We start from the raw sequence: 22,964 nt of genomic DNA on the forward strand, positions 1-22,964 counted from the left end.
CGTTTCTGGCACCACGGCCGGCACCAGCTGCCCATGGCGGACGCATTGCGGGGCGGCGTGATCTGCGTCGTGCCCGCCGTGCTGGCCGTCGTGCTGCACATGCCGCTCCTGTGCTGGTCGGCGATCGCCGCGTTCTGGACCTGCCTCGCGGATGAGCCCGGCCGCCCGGGCTTCGAACGCCATTACAAAGGACTCCTGTTCGGCGTGGCCGGCGCGCTCGCGTCGGCCTGCGCGGTCGCGGCTCACGCGCTACCCGTACTTTCGATTGCCGTGGTCGGCGCGGTTGCCTACGCGGGCGCCTGCGTGCGCGCGCGAGGTCCGGCGTCGGGAATGCGCGGCCTGCTGACGGCAACAGCCTGCTCGGTAGCCGCATGTTTCCCGGCGCATGGCATCGACGCCGCGACGCGTTACGCCGCCTTCTATCTGATCGGGAGCGTATGGGCGACGCTCGCGGGGGGCAGCCTCTGGCAAACCAGTGGCGAGAAGCGCGCGCAGCAGGCAACGCTCGCGTATCTTCATGCGATGTCTTCGCTCGTCAACCGCCTCGGGCACGCGGCCCAGGGCAACCGGGCGCGGCTCGAACAGGGGCGCGCGGAGCTGCGCACGAAGCTCGATGCGATGACGGCGGCCATCGCGAACTGCTGCGGCGAGGCGCCTTCGGCGTGCACGCGGTGGGTCGACGACGCGGAGCAGGCGATCGCCCTGCTCGCGGGCCTGGAAACGCTGCTCGCCGGCGGCCACGATGCCGCCCGGCGTGAAGCAGGCAGCCTCCTCGCGCCCGCCTACGCCCAGCTCGCCTTGCAGATCGACGCGAGTGCGGCACGCTTGCGCGACGGTCCTGGCGGATTGCCGGGCGTCGTCGAGCAGCGCCTCGCGCGCGTGCAACGAACCTTGCGTGCCTGCGAGCCGGCCTGGCTGGCGACCCACGGGCCCGGCGAGGGATTGACGTGGCTGCGGGCCAATCTCGATCTCCTCGAGCGCCTCGCCGTTCTGCTCGCTCGCGACTTGCGCATGCCTGCTGCGCGGGTAGTCGCAGCAGGCGCACGCGGGGCACCGCCCGAGCGTGCAGGCCCTGGCCGTTTGACCGCGGGGATCGCGGAACTCGCCATCCGCAATGCGTACGCCCGGTACGCTGCGCGCCTGTCCGTTGCAGCCATGCTCGCGGTCACCTTCGCACGCCTCTCGGGCATGCAACAGGGTTACTGGCTGGCGCTCACCACGATGTTCATCCTTCAGCCCACGCTTGCGCAAACGGTGAAGGTATCCGGCCTGCGCATCGGCGGGACGCTGCTTGGCGCAGTGCTGGCCACGGCGCTGTCGTTTCTCGTTCACGACCCGCTGCTGCTCGCGCTCGTTGTGCTCCCGCTCGCCACCGGAACGTTGGCGACGCGCGCAGTGAGCTACTTCTCGTACATCCTGTTCCTGACCTCGCACTTCATCCTGGTCGCGCATCTCGGCACGCCCGCCGGGGCGCCCTGGGCGCTGGCTGTCGCGCGGGCGGAGCTCAGCGTCGCCGGTGTGCTCGTCGGCTTCGTCGTCAGCCTCTTCGCGTGGCCCGAGCGCGACCACCATCGGCTCGGCAGCAGCGCGGCGCGCGCGCTGGAGGGCACGGCCGCGTATCTCGACGCCGTTGCGCGCCATCTTAGCCAGCCCGTGCAGCGAGGGGGCGAAACGCTCAGAAAGCTGCGGCGACGCGCCTGCCTCGATATCGACACGCTGGAAGCCACGATCGGCGCCACGCGGTTCGAGTCGCTGGTCGTGAATCAGCAGGCCGCGTGCGCCAGTGTGCTGATGCAGCGCCTGAGAACGCTGGTTGGCGCGCTGTGCCCGCTCGAATATGTCGATGCGATGCTCGATGACACGGAACGCGCACGACTGGCCGGACTGGCCCGCAAGGTGCACGCGTGGCTCACGCACGATGCCCGCTCCGGCGACCTTCTCCGGCACCCGGGCGAGGACTCGGGACCTCAGGCATCGTCATGCCACGCGCGCGAGATCGAACGCGAAGTCAGCGAAAGCGCGTTTGTCGCACACCTGCTGCGCTCGCGCGTGCTGCGCTGAGCTTAGCCATCCTTATCTTTCCGGCCAGGCGTGCGGCCAATCCGGACGCAGCCCATACCAGGACCATGTTCAATACCATTTACGAATCCGCTTGGGCGGGCGCGAAGCGATCGCTCAAAACCGTTTCCTGCTGCGCTTTTACGCTGGCCCTCCCTTGCGCCGCTCAAGCACAGGGCACGGTGACCCTCAGTGGTCTGATCGACGGCGGCCTCGCCTACGTGGACGATTTTGGAGGCAGCCGGGGCACGCGCTCGCTGCAGGCGAAATCGGCCGATATCAACGTCAACCGCTGGACGCTTTCCGGCAACGAGCCTCTGAGCCCCGACCTGAGCGCGCTGTTCGTGCTGGCAAACGGCTTTTCCGTCATGAACGGCGCAACGGGACAGCAGGGGCGCATGTTCGGCTTCCAGTCGTATGCCGGGCTGGCCTCCCATGCTTCCGGCACCGTCACGTTCGGGCGGCAGTTCGACTCGATGCTTCAGTTCGTCCAGCCGTTCGCGCTGGGCGGCACGCCCTATGGCGGCGTCGCTTTCGCGCATCCTTTCGACAACGACGATCTGGCCAACTACACGCGGACCAACAACGCCGTGAAGTACACGAGCCCGCTGATGCGCGGCTTCCAGTTCGGCGCGACGTATGGCTTTTCCAACGAAGCCGGAGCGTTCTCGAACAACCGCGCCTTCAGCGTGGCGGGCACCTACGCGCACGGTGCCTGCTCGGTGGGCGCGAGCTATGTGCAGTTCGATGGCGAAAGCAACCTCGCGACCGCCAACACCCAGGGCGCCGAGCCCGCCGGCGCGCCGTTCAACGCGGCGCGGCAGCGCACCGCGGGCCTGGGCGGCGCCTGCACGTGGGACCGCCTGCACGTGTCGGCCATTGTCACGAGGACCCAGCTCGACAACGCAACGTCGATCAACAATGTCGCCGACACGCCGATCGCGCTGCGCGGCGAGGACATCGTCTTTCGCAATGCGGAGCTCAATGCGCGCTATGCACTGACGAACCGATGGACGGTGGCCACGGCGTATACGTTCACGAGCGGTTCGTTCGACTCGCCCTCGGGCCATGCGAGCCCGACCTGGCATCAGTTCGGCCTGATCGGAATCGATGCCCTGTCCATGCGCACCGATGCCTACGCAGAAGCCATCTACCAACGCGCGAACGGGCTGGCGGGCACCGGCATTCCCGGTGCGCAGATCTCGAACTTCTCCCACGCCACGGGTCCTAACCAGCTCGTGCTCGCGCTGGGCCTGCGTCACAGGTTCTGAGCCCCGCGTCGCGTGAAGCCCGGTTTCAATTGCAATGCGGCCGCGGGTGGCGCGAAACAACGCAGTAATCCCGCACCCGCAGACTTTCGTCCATTGCGCGGCGATTAGAATGGCCGCCGGCACTGATGCCGGGGCCAAACGCGCCGCCAACCTCCAGCCTTCGGGAACGGTTTATGAACCTCTTGCAGAACATGCGGATATTCGTGCGCGTCGTGGACATGGGCAGTTTCACTGCGGCGGCCGATTCGCTCGATTCGAGCGCGGCCTCGACATCGAGAGCCGTCAGCGAACTGGAGCAACACCTCAAGGTCCGGCTGCTGACACGCTCCACGCGCCGCATCGCATTGACCGATGCGGGGCATACCTACCTCGGCCACTGCCGCGAGATCGTACGCGCCGTAGACGAAGCCGAGCAGGAGGCCTCCGAGGCAGGCAGTCTCGCTCGCGGCATGTTGCGGGTCCATAGCTTCGCGAGCTTCGGACAGCACTACCTCGTTCCCGCCATTCACGCGTATCGCCGCCTGTACCCCGAAGTGACGATCGATCTCCAGCTCTCGCAAAATCTGCCGGATCTGTTCGACGGTAAATGCGACACCTCGATTCTCGCGGTCTCCGGGCTGCCGGACTCCGAAATCGTCATGCACCGGCTGGGTTCGAGCTGCAGCATCCTTTGCGCCTCGCCACGCTATCTGAACGCGCACGGCACGCCGTTGCATCCCGGCGACCTGATCGATCACGACTGCCTCGCCCTTAGCACGCCTACGTGTTCGTCGCGCGAGTGGGTGCTCGAAAAGGCGGACAGTGGCAAAGCCGAAAACATCGCGATCAACAGCGTATTCCGGATCAATATCGCCGAGTCGCTGGCCGCGGCAATTCGCGCTCACATGGGCATCGGGCCCCTGCCCGTCTACTCGGCGCTCGCCGGCTTGCGCGCGGGGACGCTCGTGCGCGTGCTGCCGGAATACACGCTGGAGAGCAAGGATATCTGCGCGCTCTTTCCATCACGCCGCTACGTCGACGCCAGAACGCGGACATGGTTGGACTACATGCGCGAGTATCTGCCCCCCGCGCTCGCACGCGATCAAGCTGCGCTCGCGAGCCTCAGTAGCCATCGCGGCTGGCAGCCCGCACGCCTCGCGTTACCCGCCGAACAGCGTGTCGGCACACTGGCGATGTCCTGGGAAGACCGCGAGGAAACCGCCCTCTAAGGGCAGAAAGAAGCGCCCGGCAGGCCTCGCGCCAGCCTCGCCAGGGCCCGCGGGCCCGCGCTCACACTTCCACGGCGCCGCCGTCGTCCCAGGTGGCGGCCTTGCTCAGCCTTTCCACCGCGACAGAGAAAACATAGCCCGCGCCCCGTTCGGTCTTGATGTATCTGGGGCGCGACGCGTTTTCCTCGATCTTGCGGCGCAGGCGCAGGATCTGCACGTCGATAGACCGGTCATAGACATCGTCGTACAGCCGGCTCGCCTCGAGCAAATGTTCGCGCGTCAGCACCCGGCCCGGCGAAGCCAGAAAAGCGTTGAGCAGCGAAAACTCGCCATTGGTGAGCGGCACGTTCTCGCCCTCGGGCGAGATGAGCTTGCGCGTGCCGAGGTTGAGCTCCCAGCCCGAGAAGCGGTATGCGCGCGCGTCGAGCTGACGCCCGCTCGCGGCAGCCGCGGCTGTGGAACGGCGCAGCAGCGCGCGCACGCGCGCGAGCAGCTCGCGCGAACTGAAAGGCTTCGTCAGGTAGTCGTCGGCGCCGAGCTCCAGCGCCATGACGCGGTCCGCTTCGTCGCGACGGCCCGACACCACGATGACGGGCAACGTGGACTGCTCGCGAATCTTGCGTGCGATTTCGATGCCGTCCTCGCCAGGCAGGCGCAGATCGAGCACCACGAGATCGATCGCGTGCTCCTTCAGCGCCTCGGCCATTTGCTTGCCGTTGGCCGCGACGCTCACGCGCATTTCGTTTTCGCACAGATAGGCGGCGATCAGATCGCGCACCGCCTCGTCGTCGTCGACAACGAGCACGTGAGGAAGATTGATCTCGTTCATAACGGGCAAGTCTCTGGTTAACCGGGGAAATTATAGCGGCATCCGGTCGCACGGCGACCTGCTTCCCGGCGCGCTGTAATCTGATGAATACCTGCGCATTCGTGCCAAGTGCCGTTAAGCCAATGCCGATGATTAGTCGTTCTTAACAGAACCGGCGTCCCGCTTTTCAACTGCCCGGTCAGTCCGGCGACCCACGGCCAAGGCATCGTGAACTGCCTCGGTAAGGTCGGCGCGCAGCACCGGTTTCTTGAGTACCGCGCGTACGCCAAGCGCGCGCGATTCCTCCTCGACGACGTGAGTCCCGTAGCCGCTCATGAGCAGGACCGGCAAGTCGGGGCGCACCGCGCGGATCTGCCGGATCAGCTCGATGCCGGTCGTCTCCGGCATCGAATGGTCCGTCAGCACGAGATCGAAGCGCTGCGGATCGGCGCGGAACGCCTCCAGCGCCTCGCCCGGCGAAGAAAAGCCGAGCGGCTCGTAGCCGAGCTCGGCCAGCAGATCCTCGCAGAGTTCCACCAGCGCGCGTTCGTCGTCCACCAGCAGGACCGTCTCGCCGTTTCCGCGACGGGCCTCGGCGGTGGGCGCCGGCGGCGAGGCCGGCCGCTGCGCGCACAAGGGCAGATAGATGTTGAACTGCGTGCCGCGCCCGGGTTCGCTGCGCACTTCGATCGCGCCGCCATACTCCTTGACGATGCCGTCCACGAGCGAAAGGCCGAGGCCGGTCCCGCCGATGGTCTTGCGGGTTGTGAAGAACGGATCGAACATCCGCTCCTGGACCTCGGGGCTGATGCCGGCTCCGGTATCCGCGACCCCGATGCACACGTACTCGCCGGGCTGGAGCGTGCCCGAATTCAGCGCGCGGGCTTCACCGATTGCGACCTGCCGCGCCGACACGGTGATCGTTCCCGGCCCCTCCAGCGCGTGATGCGCGTTGCTGCACAGATTCATCACCACCTGATGGAGATGCGTAGGATCTCCGAGCACATAGGCCTGCGGCGCATCGAGCTGGAGAGCGACCTGCACCTCGGGCGGCAGGCTGGCCTTGAAGAGATCCACGGTCTCGACGAGGACCGGCTCCACATGGACCGGCAGCCGCGCCGTCATGCCGCTGCGGCTGAAGGCGAGAATGCGCTCGACCAGCAGGCTCGCGCGCATGCCTGCGTTGAGCACCTGCTGGGCGTCGCGCCGCAGCGGCGAATCCGCGCCGAGCGCGCGGAACACGCGCTCGCCGTAGCCGAGAATCGCGCTGAGGATGTTGTTGAAATCGTGTGCGATGCCGCCTGCGAACGTGCCGAGCGCCTCGAGCTTCTGCGATTGGCGCAGTTGTGCCTCGAGCCTCAGGCGTTCGGCCTCGGCCTCGTGGCGCGCGCTCACGTCGTCGATCACGGCGACCAGCATCCCGCCCAGCGCGCCCGTTTCCGGGAGCCGCGAGATGGTGATCTCGGTCCAGATGACCCGGCCGTCCCTGTGGAGGTAGCGCTTTTCGAACTTGACGGTGAAACGCTCGCCGCGTTCGAGTTCCGCGATCTTTGCGCGCGTGAGTTCGATGTCGTCGGGATGCGTGATGTCGGAGGCGCCCAACTGATGCAGTTCGTCCAGCGAATATCCCACCATGCGCTTGAAAGCGGGATTGGCGACCATGTAGGGCTGATTGGGCAACAGCATCACGATGCCCACCGGCGCCTCGTCGAACACGGCGCGCCAACGCTGCTCGCCGACCCGCAGTTCCCGGTTGGCCAGCGCCTGGCGGCGAACCTGGCCCACCATCACGTACAGCAGGGCGAGAACCAGCGACGAGATCGTCAGCGTGCGCGCGAGTGTCGCCCAGGTGTTGTGGCGCCACTCGCGCAGGATGTCCGCGCGCGGACGGCCGACCTCGACAGTCAGCGGATAGCCCGGCACCGCGAATCGCGCGGTTTCGAGATCGTTCAACGCCTCTGGCTCAAGGGAAGCCCCCACCGAGCAGCGAAAGCCGCTTGCGGCCTCCTTGCCTGCCACGGAGACGATGAGGTGTTCGTCGCGCGCGATGCCCCCCAGCCGGGCGAGCAACGCGGCGCAGTCGAGGTTGGCCACGATCGGGACGACGCCCCGCCCGTCCTTCGCGGCGAGGCGAACGAGCAGTGGGAATGTCGCCTCGCCGGCAGGCGGCGGGGCGGCGGCGTGCGCAGGCGATGGCCAGCACGAGTGAACCCATGTGCCGCCCGTATGCGCCCCGTCGACGATGCCGTGCTCGAACCCGCAGCCACCGGCTGCGAGCGAGCGAATTTGCGGAATTCGCGCGCGCGCCCCCTGCTCGAAGGTCGCGAACGCGTCGCTGGCGGTCGAACCGGGCCTCAAGTCGGCCTCGTGCTCGAGCGTCGCCGGGATCCCGTCGATCGTGCTGCCGATCTGGTCCGCCAGCACGCGCGCCACGAGTGCCACCGTGCGATGGCCCGCGGCAAGGCTGGTTTGTCGGTCCTCGCGAACGTTGTAGAAGGCGGCCACGCAGACGAGCGCGACGAGCAACAGCCCACCCGCGACCGTCGTGCGGTAACGGCTCTGGATTGGCCAGCCGTCGTACGCACCGGCGGGTCCGCCGGGGTCCGGTGTGAACGGAGTTCGCGCAGCAGGCTTCACTGGACGGGTTCGCCCATGAGTTGTCTTACGTTGGCGACGAGCGCGTCGCAGTCGAGCGGCTTCGCGAGCACCCGGTCGGCGCCCAGTTGCCGCGCGACGGAGGCCGCCGTGGCGGCATTGAACCTGAAACGGCCCGAAATCGCAATGATCCGCGCGCCGGGATGACGCGCGCGCATAGCGCGCAAGCTATCCGCGCCGCCCGTCTTTGGCTCGCCGATGTCGACCACCAGCAGCCGCGCTGGCATGCCCGAAAGCGCCGCCGCAAGCGACGCCGTCGAGGTGAAGCCTGCATCGTGCAGGGTCGCGACGATCAGGTCGCGCATCACCGGGTCGTCCTCGATAACAAGAATTTCGTCCGCGCTCACAGTTTCCCCTTGCCTCGCCGCCATGCGCACCCGGCGCAGGCTGGCAACACGATGCTAGATGAGCGCGGTTACCCGCCGGTTTCGGGCTGCACACTGCAAGGTTACATCCGAAACATTCGCCTGCCCCGCCTCGGGCTGGCCGCGCATGGCGACGCGCCGGTGGAATGCCCCGCTGCCGCGCCATCATGCGGTATCACTGCGCGACTTCAGGCCGCTCAGCTGCCGAAATAGATGTTGCAGAACGACACGGGACCGACGCACTCGTCCTTCTTCGAGCCTTGCTTTTGCAGCTCGGCGCGGCCCGCCGACTGGGCCACCGGCTGTGCGCCGTTGTTCGACGCGGCCTGGGCGCTCGCGGCGTCGGCTTGAGGCTGGTTGCCCTGTGCGTGAGCAACGGCGGCGCAAAGGGAAAGTGAGAGAACGAGGTATTTCAGGGATTTCATGACTGGACTCCAGACAAGCAGCAAAACGTGCTGCAACGGGGAAAACTATAAGACGTCGTGATAGCCTAATTAAGCAGGCACTACGGAAAGGATTCTTTCGCACGGCCGCACATGTCGCACATATCGCCGGGCGTCAGCAGCGGTTGGCGTCATGTCGGTGAAACGGCGCGTCCGGGTCGAGCAGCGCACTGCGCATGATGTAGAGGTCGCCCGACAGGTGCTGCAGCGCGGCCTGACGCGGCCCTGGTGCGGTCGTTCGCAGTTCGGCGGCCACCTCGTCCAGTGCACGGCTCGCTGCGCGCACGGCCAGCGCCGTGCGACGCGCGTCGGGGTGATCGAAGACATCCGCTGCCCGCCGGCCGGCCTGTTCGGCCCAGCGCAGCCAGCGGGGTCGCTCCGAGGCGCGCAGGGGGGCGAGCGCGACCAGTTCCCTGCGCAGATCGAGCAATGCCTGCCCCACTTCCAGCGTGGCGAGAAGCCAGTGCCAGGCTTCGTCGTAGCGGCGCGTGCCTGGTGTCAGCAGCAAGCGCAACTGCGAGGAGAGATCGTGGGTGCGAGAGCGAAAGCGCGCATCCGCCCCTTCCAGCCGGGTCCTCCATGCGAACGCCACTTCGCGGCGCAGATCGCGCTGGATGCGGCCCACGACCCACGGCGCCTGAAACGGAAATACGATCATCGCCACGATCACGCCGATGAAGAGCGCGGCGACCGCGGCGAGCCCGTTGTTGAGCAGTTCGTCCGGCGCGTAGCCCATCAGGTTGTCCGGGCCGGCGAGGACCACGAAGAAGACGCACAGCCCGATGCCGTAACCCGATACGGCCGGCCGGCTCGCGAGGAATGCGCTGCCTGCGACGATCGGCGCGAGCGCTACGCAGAGCAGTGGAAAACCATCGATGGCGGGGTAGACAAAACACATGTAGACGTAGCCGAGCGCCACGGCCGCCGCGGCGCCCAACGCGATCTGCAAGGCGAGCTTTTCGGGGCGCGGTGCGGCAGAAGTCAGACCTGCGACGATCGCGGCCGCGATCACGGCGAATCCGCCGCTCGGCCATGCCGTGAACAGCCAGAACGCACCAGCGGCGCCCACGGTCAGCGCGTTGCGCACGAAAGTGAGCGCGACCACGTAGGAGCTGGTCCGCGTAGGCGTGGCAGCAGCGTGAGGCGAAGGACCCGGGCCTGCACCCGTGGCGCCGGCGTGGAGGTAGTCGAGCAGGTTGCGGAGAAGCCGGCGCAGCGCTTCGCGCGCAGTGCGCGCCTCCACAGCCGAAGAGATCGGCCCATGATCGGCCGCCGCTTTGTATGCAGCCGGTGCGAGCGAGGCGGTTAGACGCGCCAACGCCGTTACGGACTGCTGATCGAGTGCATCGTCGGAAAGGCCCTCACGCAACCGGTCGATGAGATCCGCCGCCTGCAGCAGGGACGGCCGCACCCCCTCTATCAGCGCAGCCGCGCCCGTGCTGTCGAGTCGTTCGATCTGCTGCTGCAGCATGTGCAGCCGTGAACAGATCGCTGCGTATTCGCTGTCGACTCTGGCGAGCCGCTGGCTGCGCAAGCGCAGGTTCGGGTCTTCGTACGAGGCGAACGTCCGGGCGGCCTCGAACCCCGCGATGCTGCCCGCGAGCCGCGCGAAACGCTGCTGGAACGCAGTATCGTCGCAACGGCCGGCAAGCACGTCGGCGCACAGTTCGAGAATCGCATGGCGGCGCTGGCGCTGGCCGTGCATGAGCGCGGTGCTCGCGCGAACCGGGAAGACGAGCGCGCTGATCGCAGCCGAACTGAGAATGCCGATGGTCACTTCCGCCGCGCGCGTGAGCGACGCGATGAACAACGCATCGGGATGCGTGACCACCGGTATGCCGACGAGCACCGCCGTATAGCCGGCGAGGACGAACGCGTACCAGCGAAAATGCCGGAAGCGCACGGCGAGCGCCGTGCACGTGGCGGTCCACAGCGTCAGCATCGTCAGATACAGTTCGGGCTGCTGAGGAAACAGCGCGCCGAAGACCACGGCAGCCGCCGCGCCCGCCGCCGTGCCGAGCACACGGTAGAAACTCTTGGCGAGCACCATGCCGTTCACGGGCTGCATGAGCACGAACACCGTCACCATCGCCACGCGCGGTGCCGGCAGTTCGAGCGCCATCGCCACGCCGAGTGCGATGAGCGCCGCACACGTGGTCTTGAAGAGGTGCAGCCAGATCAACCCGTCGCGGGCGGCAAAGTCGGCTATGGCGCGGCGCAGACGCGAAGACAAAAACTCATGTTGGGCGCGGGGCGCTGAGGATTCGGAGACCGGTCGGGAAGTCACGATTGCATTCAGGGGCGACGTCTTGCGCCGGGCAAGCCGCGCGCGTCGACTCTCGATGCGCCCGGTCAACGTCGGCACGACGAGGATGGAGCCGAACGCACGCCCCGTCTCTCGCGCGGCGTGCACTGGCCAACGAGAATCGGCCGCCGCCATTGCAGCGCCATTTCGGCGGCCGCGCGCTTTCGTTACAGTTGCAATGCGAGGGTGCAATGCCTCACACCGATCGCGCGGGAACGCCTGGCGGCAGCGCGCTGCGGCGAACTTCGTTTCATTTGAAACACGCCGCGACGGTGCTGAAACGGCATCGAAACTGCGGCGCCGCAGAATTCACGCACTTTCAAACTTGAGATTGCACACCGTCGCATGAACACCTTGCACAACATGCAGATCCTCGTCCGTCTGATCGATACGGGCAGCTTCACCGCTGCAGCGGCCTCGCTGGACGTGAGTCTCGGTACCGCGTCACGGGCAGTCAGCGAACTGGAGGAGCATCTGCGCACGCGCCTGCTGCACCGATCCACGCGCCGCATTTCCCCGACGCGAGAAGGACTGGCCTACGCCGAACGTTGTCGCAGGATCCTGGCCGACGTAGTGCGGGCCGAAGACGACACCGCCCTCGCCGCCGACCACCCGAGCGGACTGCTGCGCGTGCACAGCTTCGCGAGTCTCGGCCATCGGCACATCATGCCCGCGATCCAGGCCTACCGGGCGCGCTATCCCGGCGTCCACGTGGAACTCAGCCTGTCACAGGCGCTGGCCAATCTCTTCGACGGCAGCTGCGATACGTCGGTGGTCGCGTTTTCGCCACCACCGGACGCCAACGTCGCGTCGCACCGCCTGGGCTGGTCGCACAGCATTCTTTGCGCCTCACCTGCCTATCTCGCCGCGCACGGCGTGCCGCAATCGCCGGATGATCTGAAGTTGCACGACTGCCTGACGCTTCGTACCACGACATCGTCTTCGCAAACGTGGAGACTCGAAGGTCCCGACCGCGCGCCCGTTACCCTGGCGGTAGACAGCGTGGTCAGCATCAATATTGCCGAATCGCTTGCCACGGCTGTCTGCGAGGGCATGGGTATCGCGCCGCTGCCCGCCTACGCCGCACTCGACGAGTTGCGCGACGGCACGCTCGTGCGCGTGCTGCCCCAGTACACCATCGATACGCGCGAAGTCTGCCTGCTTTATCCCTCGCGCCGGTTTGTCGATGCGCGCACACGATCGTGGATCAATTTCATTTGCGAGTGGCTCCCCCCTCATCTCGAGAAAGACGATGCGGCATTGATCGAACTTGCATCGGATACCGAATCAACAGACATCGCAGCCTGAACGGAACCCGCGAAACCGCCCCTGGCCTTTTCCCTCACGCGGGCAGCAACGAAGCGCCGCCCCGGTGCCGCATGCCCGCGTACTTCGCCGCATCCACGAAATCGCGCACTACCTTCGAGTGGTCGTCGTAACGGTAAGCGAGCAGAACGCGGGCCGTGGGCTGCGTACCCTTGATCTCATGGTACGTCACGCCCTGGTGATGGAGATCGCGAATCGAATTCGGCACGATGGTCACGCCGAATCCCGCCGCAACCATGCTGACGGCCGACGCCACCTGCGTAGATTGCTCACCCAGTTGCGGACTGAAACCGCAGTGCTGACACGCGGCGATCACGTCGTCGTACAGCAACGGCGCGATGGCGCGCGGAAACATGATCAGACGCTCGTGCGCAAGCGCATCGAGCGGCACGCTGTCCTCATCCGCCAGCGCGTGCTGCACGGGCAGAACGATCAGCATGTTCTCATCGAGCAGCGGCTCGATCTTCACGAGTTCCGTTGTCTGCACGGTCTGCCGAATGATGGCGACGTCGATGCGCTTTTCGGCGAGGTCTTCCATCAGCGCAGAAATATTGCTCTCCGACGGCGAAATCGACACCTGTGGATGCGATTTTCGGAAGGACGCCATGACGTCCGGTATGACCGGATGAAACACGATCGAGCTCGCTAGCCCAACCCGTATGCACCCGCTCTGCCCTCGCGCCGCGCTCTGTGCACGGCACTTTGCCTGCTCCACGAGTTCGAGGATGCGCACGGCGTCTTCGTAAAGCACGCATCCCGCGTCCGTCAGTTCGACGCCCCGCGTGAGGCGCCGAAAGAGCGGCGCTCCCATTTCCCTTTCGAGCTTGTGAATCTGCTGGCTGACCGGCGGCTGCGCCATGCCTAGACGCTCCGCTGCACGCGTGAAGTGCCGCTCTTCCGCAACGGCAACGAAGTACTTCAGATGGCGAAACTCCATATCGAACTCATATCGAAAACGACTGTTCGCAATATTAGACGCCGCAACGCCTCGGAAACATACTTAGTCCATCGCAACACTCTTTCAGGAAACCGCATGATCGACTCCAATCCCTGCTCGTGCGTCAGCGACATCGCGCGATCATTCACACGTTTCGTACGCGACGGCCAAACGGAAAGCGAGTTGTACCAGACCTCCCTGATGAGCGCCCTCATCGACGGCGTGTATGACGGCGACATGACGATCGGAGAATTGCTCAAGCATGGCGATTTCGGCCTCGGCACTTTCAACGAACTCGACGGCGAGCTCGTCGCATTCGACAGCGAGGTGCACCAGTTGCGCGAAGACGGCAGCGCCCGCGCGGTCAGCCACGACCAGAGAACGCCGTTCGCAGTCGTGACCCACTTCCGCCCCACGATGTTCGGCTCGCTGGAGGAGCCCCGCACGAAGCAGGAGGTTCAGGCCGTGATCGATGAGCTGATCGGTTCGCCCAACGTCTTTTGCGCGTTCCGCATCGACGGCCGGTTTTCGCGCGTGGAGACGCGCACGGTGCCGCGCCAGACCATGCCGTACCGGCCGATGCTCGAGGCGATCGAAAGTCAGCCGATCTTCACGTTCGAGGAAACCTCCGGCACCCTCGTCGGTTTCCGTTGCCCCGAGTACGTGCAGGGCATCAACGTCGCGGGCTTCCACGTTCACTTCATTACCGACGACCGAAAAGGCGGCGGCCACGTGCTGGATTACCGGCTGATTGAAGCAAAGGTTGAAGTGGCGCGAATTTCACGATTGCGCATCGATTTGCCACGAACCGAGCATTTCGAACGCGCCACACTGCACTCCGAGGACATGGCAAAGGCCATCGAAGCTGCGGAAGGCTAAGCGCCAAACACGAGGATCGCGCATCGGCACAGATGGCGCAGCCAGACTCAACACATCATATGGAGAGCATCATGCTCAGGAAAGCTAATCAAATAGAGAAGACATGGACCTGCGGCGCCGACCTCGTCGTCGCCAACCTCGAAGCGAGAGGCGTCCAGCACGTGTTCGGCATTCCCGGCGCGAAGATCGATCGCGTGTTCGACTCGCTCGTCGACTCGACCATTGAAACCGTCGTGGTCCGCCACGAAGCGAACGCTGCATTCATGGCGGCGGCCGTCGGCCGTCTGACGGGCCAGGCGGGCGTCGCGCTCGTCACCTCGGGCCCGGGTTGCTCGAACCTGGCCACGGGCCTCGCCACGGCCACGTCCGAAGGCGACGCGATGGTCGCCATCGGCGGCGGCGTGAGGCTCGACGACCGCCTGAAGCAGGTGCATCAAACCATGGACACCGTGGCGATGTTCAAGCCCGTCACGCGCTACGCAGCGGAAGTGGTCACAGGTACGACGATTTCCGAGGTAATGAGCAATGCGTTCCGCGCCGCAGAGGGGTCCCGCCCGGGCGCGTCGTTCGTCAGCCTGCCGATGGACATCGTCAACGCACCGACGCAGGGCGACGTGCTGACCGAATACGTGCCGCCGGCGCTTGGCGCCGCGGCGGCCGAAGCGCTCAGCGAGGCCGCCGCCCTGATCCGCAATGCGCACAATCCCGTGCTGCTGGTCGGTCTGCTGGCGAGCCGCCCCGAAAACGCGGAGGCGATCCGCGAGTTCGTGACCCGCACCAACATCCCGGTGGTGGGCACCTATCAGTCCGCGGGCACCATCGACGCCGACAATTTCCGCCGCTTCGCGGGACGCGTGGGCCTCTGGAACAACCAGCCGGGCGACGTGCTGCTCGAACAGGCCGACGTGATCGTGACGGTCGGGTACAGCCCCGTCGAATACGACCCGCCGCTCTGGAACAAGGACGTGAGCCGCCCGCTCATCCATGTGGACGTGCAGCCTGCCGATACCGACCGCTATTACCGGCCCGCGGTGGAGCTGATCGGCGACATCGCGAAGACGATGACGCAACTGGCCGCGGAAGTCCCGTCGCGCACGACCTCGCCCCAGTTCGAAAGCGTGCTGACGACGCTGGCCGGCGCCCGTCTCGCGCTTGCCCAAAAGGCGGCCACGCTCGGCGGCAGCCCCGTGCACCCGCTTCGCATCGTCAAGGAGCTGCAGGACATAGTGGGCCCCGACACGACGATGTGCGTCGACATGGGCAGCTTCCATATCTGGATCGCGCGTTACCTGTATAGCTTCCGTGCCCGCCAGCTTCTCATCTCGAACGGCCAGCAGACGATGGGCGTCGCCCTGCCGTGGGCCATTGCCGCGTCGCTCGTGCGCCCCGGCCAGAAGGTGATTTCAGTGTCCGGCGACGGCAGCTTCATGCAGTCGAGCATGGAGCTCGAAACGGCCGTGCGCCTGAAGAGCAACATCGTCCACGTCATCTGGGTCGACAACATGTACAACATGGTCGAGATCCAGGAAGTGAAAAAGTACCAGCGCCGCTCCGGCGTGGAGTTCGGCCCGATCGACTTCAAGGCCTATGCCGAATCGTTCGGTGCCAGGGGCTTCGCGGTCGAATCGGCCGACTCGCTGCGCGCGACGCTGCGCGCCGCCATGCAGGTGGAAGGTCCCGCCGTGGTCGCGATCCCCGTGGACTACTCCGACAACCCGAAGCTCATGGAGCCGCTGCGCACGGATTACCTGATCTGAGATCTGAGCGCTAACGTGACGACGGCCGGCCTGCGAGAGCGCGCCGGCCGTTGCGGGATTATTCAAGTTGAAGCAGCGCCGTGAGCGCAATGAGAAGCATGAGTACACCATATGCCACATCGCACGGCCCTGCCGCAGTGGCGACGGCGGCTAAGACGCGTGTCGCGGTGATCGGGTCTGGAAGCATGGGGGCGGCCATTGCCGCAAACCTGAATTGCGCGGGATACTCAACCGTACTGCTCCACCCCGACCCGAGCAAGGCCGAAGGCGCCACGCGGGGCAACACCATTGCGACGAACGACTGGCGAGACCTTGCCGACTGCGAATTCGTCATCACGATGCTGGCTGGCGACGGCGCCGTGCTCGACGTTGCGCTCGAGATCTCGAACGTGCTGCCGACCTACGCGGTGCATGTGTCGATGAGCACGATCGGTGAGGAAACGGCGCGTGAGCTCGCCGATCTGCATCACGCGCTTGGTCAGCAATATGTGTCGGCACCCGTGCTCGGCAATCCGCGGCTCGCGGCTTCGCGCGGCCTTCTCGTGCTTGCCGCCGCCGAGCGCGAGACGCTCGACCGCTGTATGTCGCTGCTCGAATGCCTCGGCAGGCACGTCGTCGTCATTGGCGAGCACGCCGAAGAGGCCAACCGCATTCAGGTCGTCATCGATCACTGAGGGTCCCGCCTGATCGGCAGCTTCGCTTGGGCATCGCGTCTTCCAGTCGCGCGCTCACCGTTCAGAAGGGTCGGAAGGCGACGACTCTACCGCTTGCGATTCGGTCTTGCGTTGAACGTTGAACCACGCCGCGTACAGAGCCGGCATGAAGAAAATGGTCAGCAAGGTCGCAATGGTAAGGCCGCCCATGATTGCGATCGCCATAGGCGCCCAAAATATGCTTCGCGTCAGCGGAATCATGGCGAGCACCGTGGCCGCGGCGGTCAGCGCCACCGGACGCGTGCGATGCACGGCGGCATCGACGACCGCCGTCCAGGTATCCCGCCCTTGCGCGATTTCCGCCTGCACCTGGTCCACCAGAATCACTGAGTTTCGCATGATCATCCCGCACAGCGCGGTGATGCCGAGAATGGCGACGAACCCGAGCGGCGCCTGGAAGATGAGCAGCGCCGCGACCACGCCGATGAGCCCCAGCGGGGCCGTGAGGAACACCATCGTCATGCGCGAGAAGCTCTGCAGCTGCAGCATGAGGATCGTCAGGATGGTGACCAGCATGACGGGAAAGACCGCCATCAGCGCGCGATTGGCCTTGTCGCTTTCCTCGACCGCGCCGCCCACGTCGATGCGGTAACCGAAGGGCAGCTGCGCCTCGATGTCCTTCAGGAGCGGCCGGATTTCCTGGGTCACGGACACGCCCTGCTCACCATCCTTGACGTCTGCCCGCACGGTGATCGCCATGTCGCGGTTGCGGCGCCAGAGCACCGGCTCTTCAAGTTCATAGCGCACGCGTGCGACCTGCGACAGCGGCACCACCGTTCCCTCGCGGGTATAGAGGTTCACGTCCTTCAGCACGCCTAGATCGAGCCGCTCGGAAGGCACCGCGCGAGCGACTATTTCAATCAGGTCCTCCCCCTCGCGCAAGTGGGACAGCGGTGCGCCGTTCGTGAATGTCTGGGTCACGAAGGTGACGTCGGCTGGAGCCAGCCCTAGCGCGCGCGCCTTGTCCTGGTCGAGGTCGATCTTCAACGTACGAACCGGGTCGTTCCAGTCGAGCTGCACGTCACGCACTTTGGGGCTCGACGCGACCACTCTTTCGACTTCGCGGGCGATTTCGCGGACCTTCTGTGTGTCCGAGCCGACGACCCGGAACTGGACCGGGAACCCAACTGGCGGACCAAGTTCGAGGCGGGTGACTCGAACCCAGGCTTGAGGGAATTGCTCGTTGACGGTTTGCATCAGGCGCGAGCGCACGCGCTCACGGGCCTTCGTGTCTTTCGTCATCACCACGAAGACGGCGTAGCCCGGGTTCGGCAGTTCGGGATTGAGCGCGAGATAGAAGCGTGGCTGCCCCGCTCCCGTGTAGGCCGTGAAGAAACGCACGTCCTGGTCCTTCTTGAGCAGCGCCTCCATTTTCTTCACCTGCTCGGTCGTCGCGGCGAACGACGCCCCTTCTTTCAGTCGCAGCTCGACGACCAGCTCCGGTCGCGCGCTGCTCGGGAAGAACTGCTGGGGTACGAGCCGGCTCGCGACAACCGCGGCGGCGAGCGCGATCAACGTCGCCCCGATGACCCACCAGCGTCGCACGAGCGCCAGGTCGATCCACGTTCGCAGCTTGCGATAGAAAGGCGTGTCGTATGGATCGCTGCCATGTTGCTGCTTTCCGATGTCCTTCGGCAGCAGGTTGACGGCCAGATACGGCGTGATGATCCCCGAGACGACCCACGAGAACAGCACTGCCGTGCCGACGATCCAGAAAATGCCGCCCGCGTATTCGCCGGTGGTCGACTGGGAAAAACCGATCGGCATGAAGGCGGCAGCCGTAATGAGCGCGCCGGTCAGCCGCGGCATGGCAGTCGCCGTGTATGAATAGGCGGCCGCCTTCACGCGGTCCCAACCTTCCTCCATTTTCACGACCATCATCTCGACCGCGATGATGCCGTCATCGACCAGCAGACCGAGGGCAATGATGAGGGATCCGAGCGAGACGCGCTCGAGATTCCAGCCCATCGCACGCATGACCAGGGCGACGACACCGAGCACGATCGGCACGGAAATACCGACCACGATTCCCGTGCGCCACCCGAGACTGATGAGACAGACCGCGAGCACGATGGTCAGCGCTTCCAGCAGCGAGCGCTCGAACTCCCAGATCGATTCGCTGACGACGGTCGGCTGATCGGCCACCCGCTCGAGTTCAACGCCGTAGGGCAGCTCGAGCTGCACTTTTGCGACTGCCTGCTCGATCGCCTTGCCCAGGTCGACAATGTTGCCGTCGTCGGTCATCGTGATGCCGAGCATCAGCACCTGCTGCCCGTTATGGCGTACCGTATAGATCGGCGGATCTTCGTATCCGCGTGTGATCGTCGTGAAGTCGCCGAGCTTGAGCAGTCGCCCGCCGGCAGCGATCGGAACGTTGCGGATATCGTCGAGGCTGTGGAACTGGCCGCTCACGCGCACGAGCACGCGGTCGCCGTGCGTGTCGACCTGGCCGCTGGCCAATACGCTGTTTTGGCTTCTGAGGCTTTCAGCGATCTGCAGCGGCGTAATCCCGAGCGCGGCGAGCCGCTCGTTCGAGAATTCGACGTAGACCTTCTTGGCCTGCTTGCCATAGATGTCGATCTTTTTCACCATCGGCACCTTGAGCAGCTGCCGCTTGATGGTTTCCGATACGTCGGACAGCTCCCACTGACTGACGCCGTCTCCTTTGACGGCATAGAGCAACCCGGTCACGTCGCCGTATTCGTCGTTGAAGATCGGGCCGATTACACCATCAGGAAGCTCGAGCTTGATGTCGGTGAACTTCTTGCGCGCCTGGTACCAGGCCTCGCGCTGGTCCTCATGGGACGTGCCGCCCTTCACGGTGATCGTCATGCCGCCATAGCCCTGGCGCGCATAGGTCACGACCTTCTCGAAATGATCGAGCTGCTCGAACTTCTTCTCCATGCGGTTGAGCAGCTCGTCCTGGATCTGTTGCGCGGTGGCGCCGGGCCAGATCACGAGCGCCGTCATCGACGGCACCGAGAAGTTCGGGTCCTCGAGCTGGCCGAGCCTGGCGAAGCTGAGCGTACCGCCAATGCCGATCACGAGGATCAGGAACAGCACGATGGCGCGGTGGTTCAGCGCCCATTCGGTGAGATTGAACGGCTTCATTGCACAGCTTGCCCGGTTTGCGGAACACCCGGTGCGCCTGCAAGCGCGACCTTCAGGCCCGGGGCCATCTTCTGTACTCCCGCGGTCACGACGAGTTCGCCAGCAGGCGGACCGGAAACGAGCACGTCGTCATTGCGATAGCCGTGCACCGAAACGCGGACGAGGTCGACCGTACCCACCGACCGGGAACCCTCGCGACGAACCACCCAGACGGCGGGCTGCCCCTTGTTCTGCGTGAGTGCCGAGGCGGGAATCACGGCCGCCGGCGCTTCGCCGGCCGGACGTTCGACCAGCAGCGTAGCGGTCGCGCCGAGCGGCAGCGGCCTCGGTACCGCGGGCTTCAGGCGGGCGCGGTAGGTCCGGGTTTGCGCCGCCGCCTGCGGCGAGAGCTCGCGCAACTGGACCTCGAAGCTTTGCTCCGGCGCGCTGGCGAGCCACGCCTTGTATCGCGCCGCGCTGAACGTTGCAAGACGATCTTCCGGAAGATCGGCGACGATTTCGGGCTCGCCCTCGTTCGCGATCGATACCATCGGCTGTCCTTCGGCGACAACCTCGCCCACCTCGAACCGCACGGCCGTGACGACGCCACTCTGCGACGCGCGCAGCACCGTGTATTTCAGCCGGTTGCGTGCGAGTTCGAGCTTCTTGCGCTCGGCCTCTGCCGTCGCCGAAGTTGTCTGCGCGCCGGTCTGTGCCTTCTCGTCGTCGGAGACGCTTACGGAGCCGTCGGTCTTGAGCGAGGTGAGCCGCTGCCGATCGGACTCGGCGAACCTCGCCTGTGACACGGCCGCGGTGAGCTGCTGTCGCGCCGCTTCCTCGGCAAGCTGATAGTCGGTGTCGTCGAGCACCGCCAGTACATCGCCTTCGCGAACCTTCTGCCCGACGTCGACCTTGCGCTTGACGACCTTGCCGCCAACACGGAACGCCTCGTTGACTTCATGGCGCGACTGCACGGTGCCGACGTACCGGTCCGTCACGGCGCTATCGTCATAGCGGATCTCGACAGTGCGGACCGCGCGAAGCGCCTCGGGGGCGGGCTTCGATCCGCATGCGACCAGCATCGCAGCACTCGGCAACACCGCGAACAGCGTGCGTAGAGAGTTTTTCACGATGGTTCCTTGTCTCGGTCCACACCTGAGGAATTGGATGACTTGCCGGAACCCGGCGTGCCGTCTGGTGCGGCCGCGGGCTCGAACACCTCCCAGCCGCCACCGAGCGCCTTGTAGAGCTGGACGCTGGCGAGCAGCAATTGCGTGCGGCTGTCGTTGTCGATCGCACGGACGGCCAACCGCGTCCGCTGAGCATCGAGCAGCGGCAGCAGATCGATCTGGCCGCGGTTGTAGAGCGATTGCGCGCGGCCCAGCGCCGCTTCCGCACTCGACGCGGCGTCGTTCAGCAGTTGCGCCCGCTGACGCTCGTCGTCGAGCGCGACCAGCGCGTTCTCGACGTCTTCGAGCGCTCGCACGATCGCGTCCTCATAGTGCAGCACCGCTTCCTTCTGACCGCTTTCGGCGATGTCGTTGATCGCGCGCGTCCGCCCCGCATTGAAGATCGGCATGGCGATGAGGCCCGCTACGTTGCTGAAGCGCGCAGGACCGAGCGCAACGCCGTTGAGGTCGATCGACTCACGGCCGAACACTGCGCCGAGAATGAGCCGCGGAAACCATTCCGCCATCGCCTGTTGCCTGCGCGCGTTGGCAGCATCGAGCTGCGCGCTGGCGACGAGCAGGTCCGGTCTGCGCTGCAGTAGGGCGGCCGGTTGCCCCGGATGCGCGGGCGGAACGATGGCTTCGACGCCCGATGGCGCGATGCTCTCGGCGTTGAAAGCCTGGTCTCCCACGAGCACCGCAATGCGATGGCGCGAGATCGCAGCAAGCGTCTCGAGCGGCGGTATCGACGCGTGCGTTTTGGATGATTCCGTCTGCACGCGCTCGACATCGAACGGCGTCGCGAGCCCGGCGCGTTCACGGGCGATCACGAGGCGCAGCGTCTCGTCCTGCGCAGCCGAGATCGCGCGCACGGTCTCCAGCTGGCGCAACGCCCCGACGAGCGTAAAGTAGTTCGTCGCAACATCGGTCATCACGAGAAGGCGCACGCCGCGCGCGGTATTCTCGACTGCGGCAGCATCGGCTGCAGCCGCCTTCGCACCTGCCCGCAGGCGGCCGAACAGGTCGACTTCCCACGAGGCGGCGATACCGACCTGCCCCGCCCGCGTATTCGCCGCTTCGGGCACGAAGTTCTTCAGGGCGGTATCGTAGGTCGTCGTGTGATTGAAGCCGTTGGCGCCAACGATCACGGTCGGCCAGAGCCACGACCGGCTGATCGTTTCTCCGGCTCGCGCGGCGCGCACGCGTTCCGCCGCGATGCGGATGTCCCGGTTTTCGTGCGCCGCTCGACGGACCAGATCGGACAGCACCGGATCGCCATAGCTATCCCACCAGGCGGCCTCGGGCTCCTCCGTCGATGCTGAGGTGGCCGCGAACCTGTCGGGCACCTCGACCGCGGGTTGCATCACCGGTGTTGCGCAACCGGCCAGAACGACCGCGAGCGACACCGCGAACGCTACCGCCCTGCCGCGACCCGCCACTCCAGCGGGCCGCGATGGGCGCCTCGTTGTGCGAAAAATGGTCGATATGGGCAGCATGGTGCGGGGGTCCAGCAGCGTTGGTCTACGACTGGCGTAATGGAAGGCCGGCGCGACTTCGGGTTCGCGGCGCCGACCCACGCCAGCCGTTCCACCCCACCAGTTTTATACGCAGACGATTGCGGCCGGCACTGCCGCCGCGGTTACCTGTCAGCCTGGAATCACGCTACTCGCCCTCCAGGCCAAAAGCTTGACCCAGATCATGAGATTGACACCGTGAAGCTTGGGCAGCGCGTAGGCCATGCCGCGGCCCCTCGCTTGGGGAAGACGCATATCGCTGATCGACCACTGCGGCTCAGTCTTCCCTCTCCGGCTCTGCGCGCCGATCGCGTGGTTCTTCCAGGCACTCGCTCGATCGAATTGAAAGGTGGGAATCCGTACCTCTGCAAAAACTCGTCGATTTCCCCCTCAGATACGGTGTCCCGCACATTACCCCAGCAAGCGCTCAACCATGACATTTCCTTTGCAGCCAGTTACTCACGCA

16 protein-coding genes are annotated in these 22,964 nt (G+C 65.7%); 7 read left to right on the forward strand and 9 right to left on the reverse strand.

Annotated elements, in window-relative coordinates:
- Window positions 1-33 precede the first annotated feature (33 nt).
- The 3 genes from VSR34_RS15125 (at window position 34) to VSR34_RS15135 (ending at window position 4,537) form a co-directional block, all read left to right on the forward strand.
- Window positions 34-2,061, forward strand: coding sequence for an FUSC family protein (locus tag VSR34_RS15125; RefSeq protein ID WP_342962813.1), 2,028 nt, complete (start codon window positions 34-36; stop codon window positions 2,059-2,061).
- Window positions 2,062-2,204: 143 nt separating this feature from the next.
- The gene (locus tag VSR34_RS15130; RefSeq protein ID WP_342962841.1) at window positions 2,205-3,329 is read left to right on the forward strand and encodes a porin; all 1,125 of its coding nucleotides are present in this window, start codon (window positions 2,205-2,207) and stop codon (window positions 3,327-3,329) included.
- A gap of 173 nt (window positions 3,330-3,502) precedes the next feature.
- Entirely contained in the window at window positions 3,503-4,537 is a 1,035-nt protein-coding gene (locus VSR34_RS15135) for a LysR family transcriptional regulator (RefSeq protein WP_342962814.1), read from the forward strand.
- A gap of 61 nt (window positions 4,538-4,598) precedes the next feature.
- Here the strand turns inward: VSR34_RS15135 and VSR34_RS15140 are convergent, their stop codons facing one another.
- The 5 genes from VSR34_RS15140 to VSR34_RS15160 all read right to left on the reverse strand — a co-directional run bounded on the left by VSR34_RS15140 (window position 4,599) and on the right by VSR34_RS15160 (window position 11,041).
- Window positions 4,599-5,366, reverse strand: a complete 768-nt coding sequence (locus tag VSR34_RS15140) for a response regulator (RefSeq protein ID WP_342962815.1) — start codon at window positions 5,364-5,366, stop codon at window positions 4,599-4,601.
- Window positions 5,367-5,498: 132 nt separating this feature from the next.
- Entirely contained in the window at window positions 5,499-7,982 is a 2,484-nt protein-coding gene (locus VSR34_RS15145; RefSeq protein WP_342962816.1) for an ATP-binding protein, read from the reverse strand.
- Complete coding sequence (locus VSR34_RS15150) at window positions 7,979-8,347, reverse strand: response regulator (RefSeq protein WP_342962817.1); 369 nt, start codon at window positions 8,345-8,347, stop codon at window positions 7,979-7,981. The genes VSR34_RS15145 and VSR34_RS15150 overlap by 4 nt, the downstream gene beginning before the upstream one ends.
- A gap of 215 nt (window positions 8,348-8,562) precedes the next feature.
- Window positions 8,563-8,790, reverse strand: coding sequence for a hypothetical protein (locus VSR34_RS15155; protein ID WP_342962818.1), 228 nt, complete (start codon window positions 8,788-8,790; stop codon window positions 8,563-8,565).
- 133 nt (window positions 8,791-8,923) lie between these two features.
- Window positions 8,924-11,041, reverse strand: a complete 2,118-nt coding sequence (locus VSR34_RS15160; RefSeq protein WP_342962819.1) for an FUSC family protein — start codon at window positions 11,039-11,041, stop codon at window positions 8,924-8,926.
- A gap of 417 nt (window positions 11,042-11,458) precedes the next feature.
- Between VSR34_RS15160 and VSR34_RS15165 the strand changes: the two genes are divergently transcribed.
- Window positions 11,459-12,421, forward strand: a complete 963-nt coding sequence (locus VSR34_RS15165; RefSeq protein ID WP_342962820.1) for a LysR family transcriptional regulator — start codon at window positions 11,459-11,461, stop codon at window positions 12,419-12,421.
- Window positions 12,422-12,455: 34 nt separating this feature from the next.
- On the opposite strand, the gene VSR34_RS15170 is transcribed toward VSR34_RS15165, so the two are convergent.
- Window positions 12,456-13,376 carry a LysR family transcriptional regulator gene (locus VSR34_RS15170; protein ID WP_342962821.1) on the reverse strand — a complete coding sequence of 307 codons (921 nt, stop codon included), beginning with the start codon at window positions 13,374-13,376 and terminating at the stop codon, window positions 12,456-12,458.
- 96 nt (window positions 13,377-13,472) lie between these two features.
- Here VSR34_RS15170 and budA point away from each other — a divergent pair, with 96 nt between their 5' ends.
- The 3 genes from budA (at window position 13,473) to VSR34_RS15185 (ending at window position 16,686) form a co-directional block, all read left to right on the forward strand.
- On the forward strand, window positions 13,473-14,255 hold the full coding sequence (budA, locus tag VSR34_RS15175) for an acetolactate decarboxylase (RefSeq protein WP_342962822.1): 783 nt from the start codon (window positions 13,473-13,475) through the stop codon (window positions 14,253-14,255).
- Between the two features lie 71 nt (window positions 14,256-14,326).
- Complete coding sequence (gene alsS, locus VSR34_RS15180) at window positions 14,327-16,012, forward strand: acetolactate synthase AlsS (RefSeq protein WP_342962823.1); 1,686 nt, start codon at window positions 14,327-14,329, stop codon at window positions 16,010-16,012.
- Window positions 16,013-16,110: 98 nt separating this feature from the next.
- Window positions 16,111-16,686, forward strand: coding sequence for an NAD(P)-binding domain-containing protein (locus VSR34_RS15185; protein WP_342962824.1), 576 nt, complete (start codon window positions 16,111-16,113; stop codon window positions 16,684-16,686).
- Window positions 16,687-16,740: 54 nt separating this feature from the next.
- Here VSR34_RS15185 and VSR34_RS15190 read toward each other — a convergent pair whose 3' ends face one another.
- The 3 genes from VSR34_RS15190 to VSR34_RS15200 are packed head-to-tail and all read right to left on the reverse strand — an operon-like array spanning window position 16,741 to window position 22,480.
- Window positions 16,741-19,836: an efflux RND transporter permease subunit gene (locus VSR34_RS15190; protein WP_342962825.1), complete on the reverse strand. Its 3,096-nt coding sequence runs from the start codon at window positions 19,834-19,836 to the stop codon at window positions 16,741-16,743.
- The gene (locus tag VSR34_RS15195; protein ID WP_028231524.1) at window positions 19,833-20,945 is read right to left on the reverse strand and encodes an efflux RND transporter periplasmic adaptor subunit; all 1,113 of its coding nucleotides are present in this window, start codon (window positions 20,943-20,945) and stop codon (window positions 19,833-19,835) included. The genes VSR34_RS15190 and VSR34_RS15195 overlap by 4 nt, the downstream gene beginning before the upstream one ends.
- Window positions 20,942-22,480, reverse strand: coding sequence for a TolC family protein (locus VSR34_RS15200; RefSeq protein ID WP_342962826.1), 1,539 nt, complete (start codon window positions 22,478-22,480; stop codon window positions 20,942-20,944). Before VSR34_RS15200 ends, VSR34_RS15195 begins: the two co-directional genes overlap by 4 nt.
- Window positions 22,481-22,964 lie beyond the last annotated feature (484 nt).

The organism is Paraburkholderia sp. JHI2823 (genome assembly GCF_038900695.1).
Classification (GTDB): domain Bacteria; phylum Pseudomonadota; class Gammaproteobacteria; order Burkholderiales; family Burkholderiaceae; genus Paraburkholderia; species Paraburkholderia mimosarum.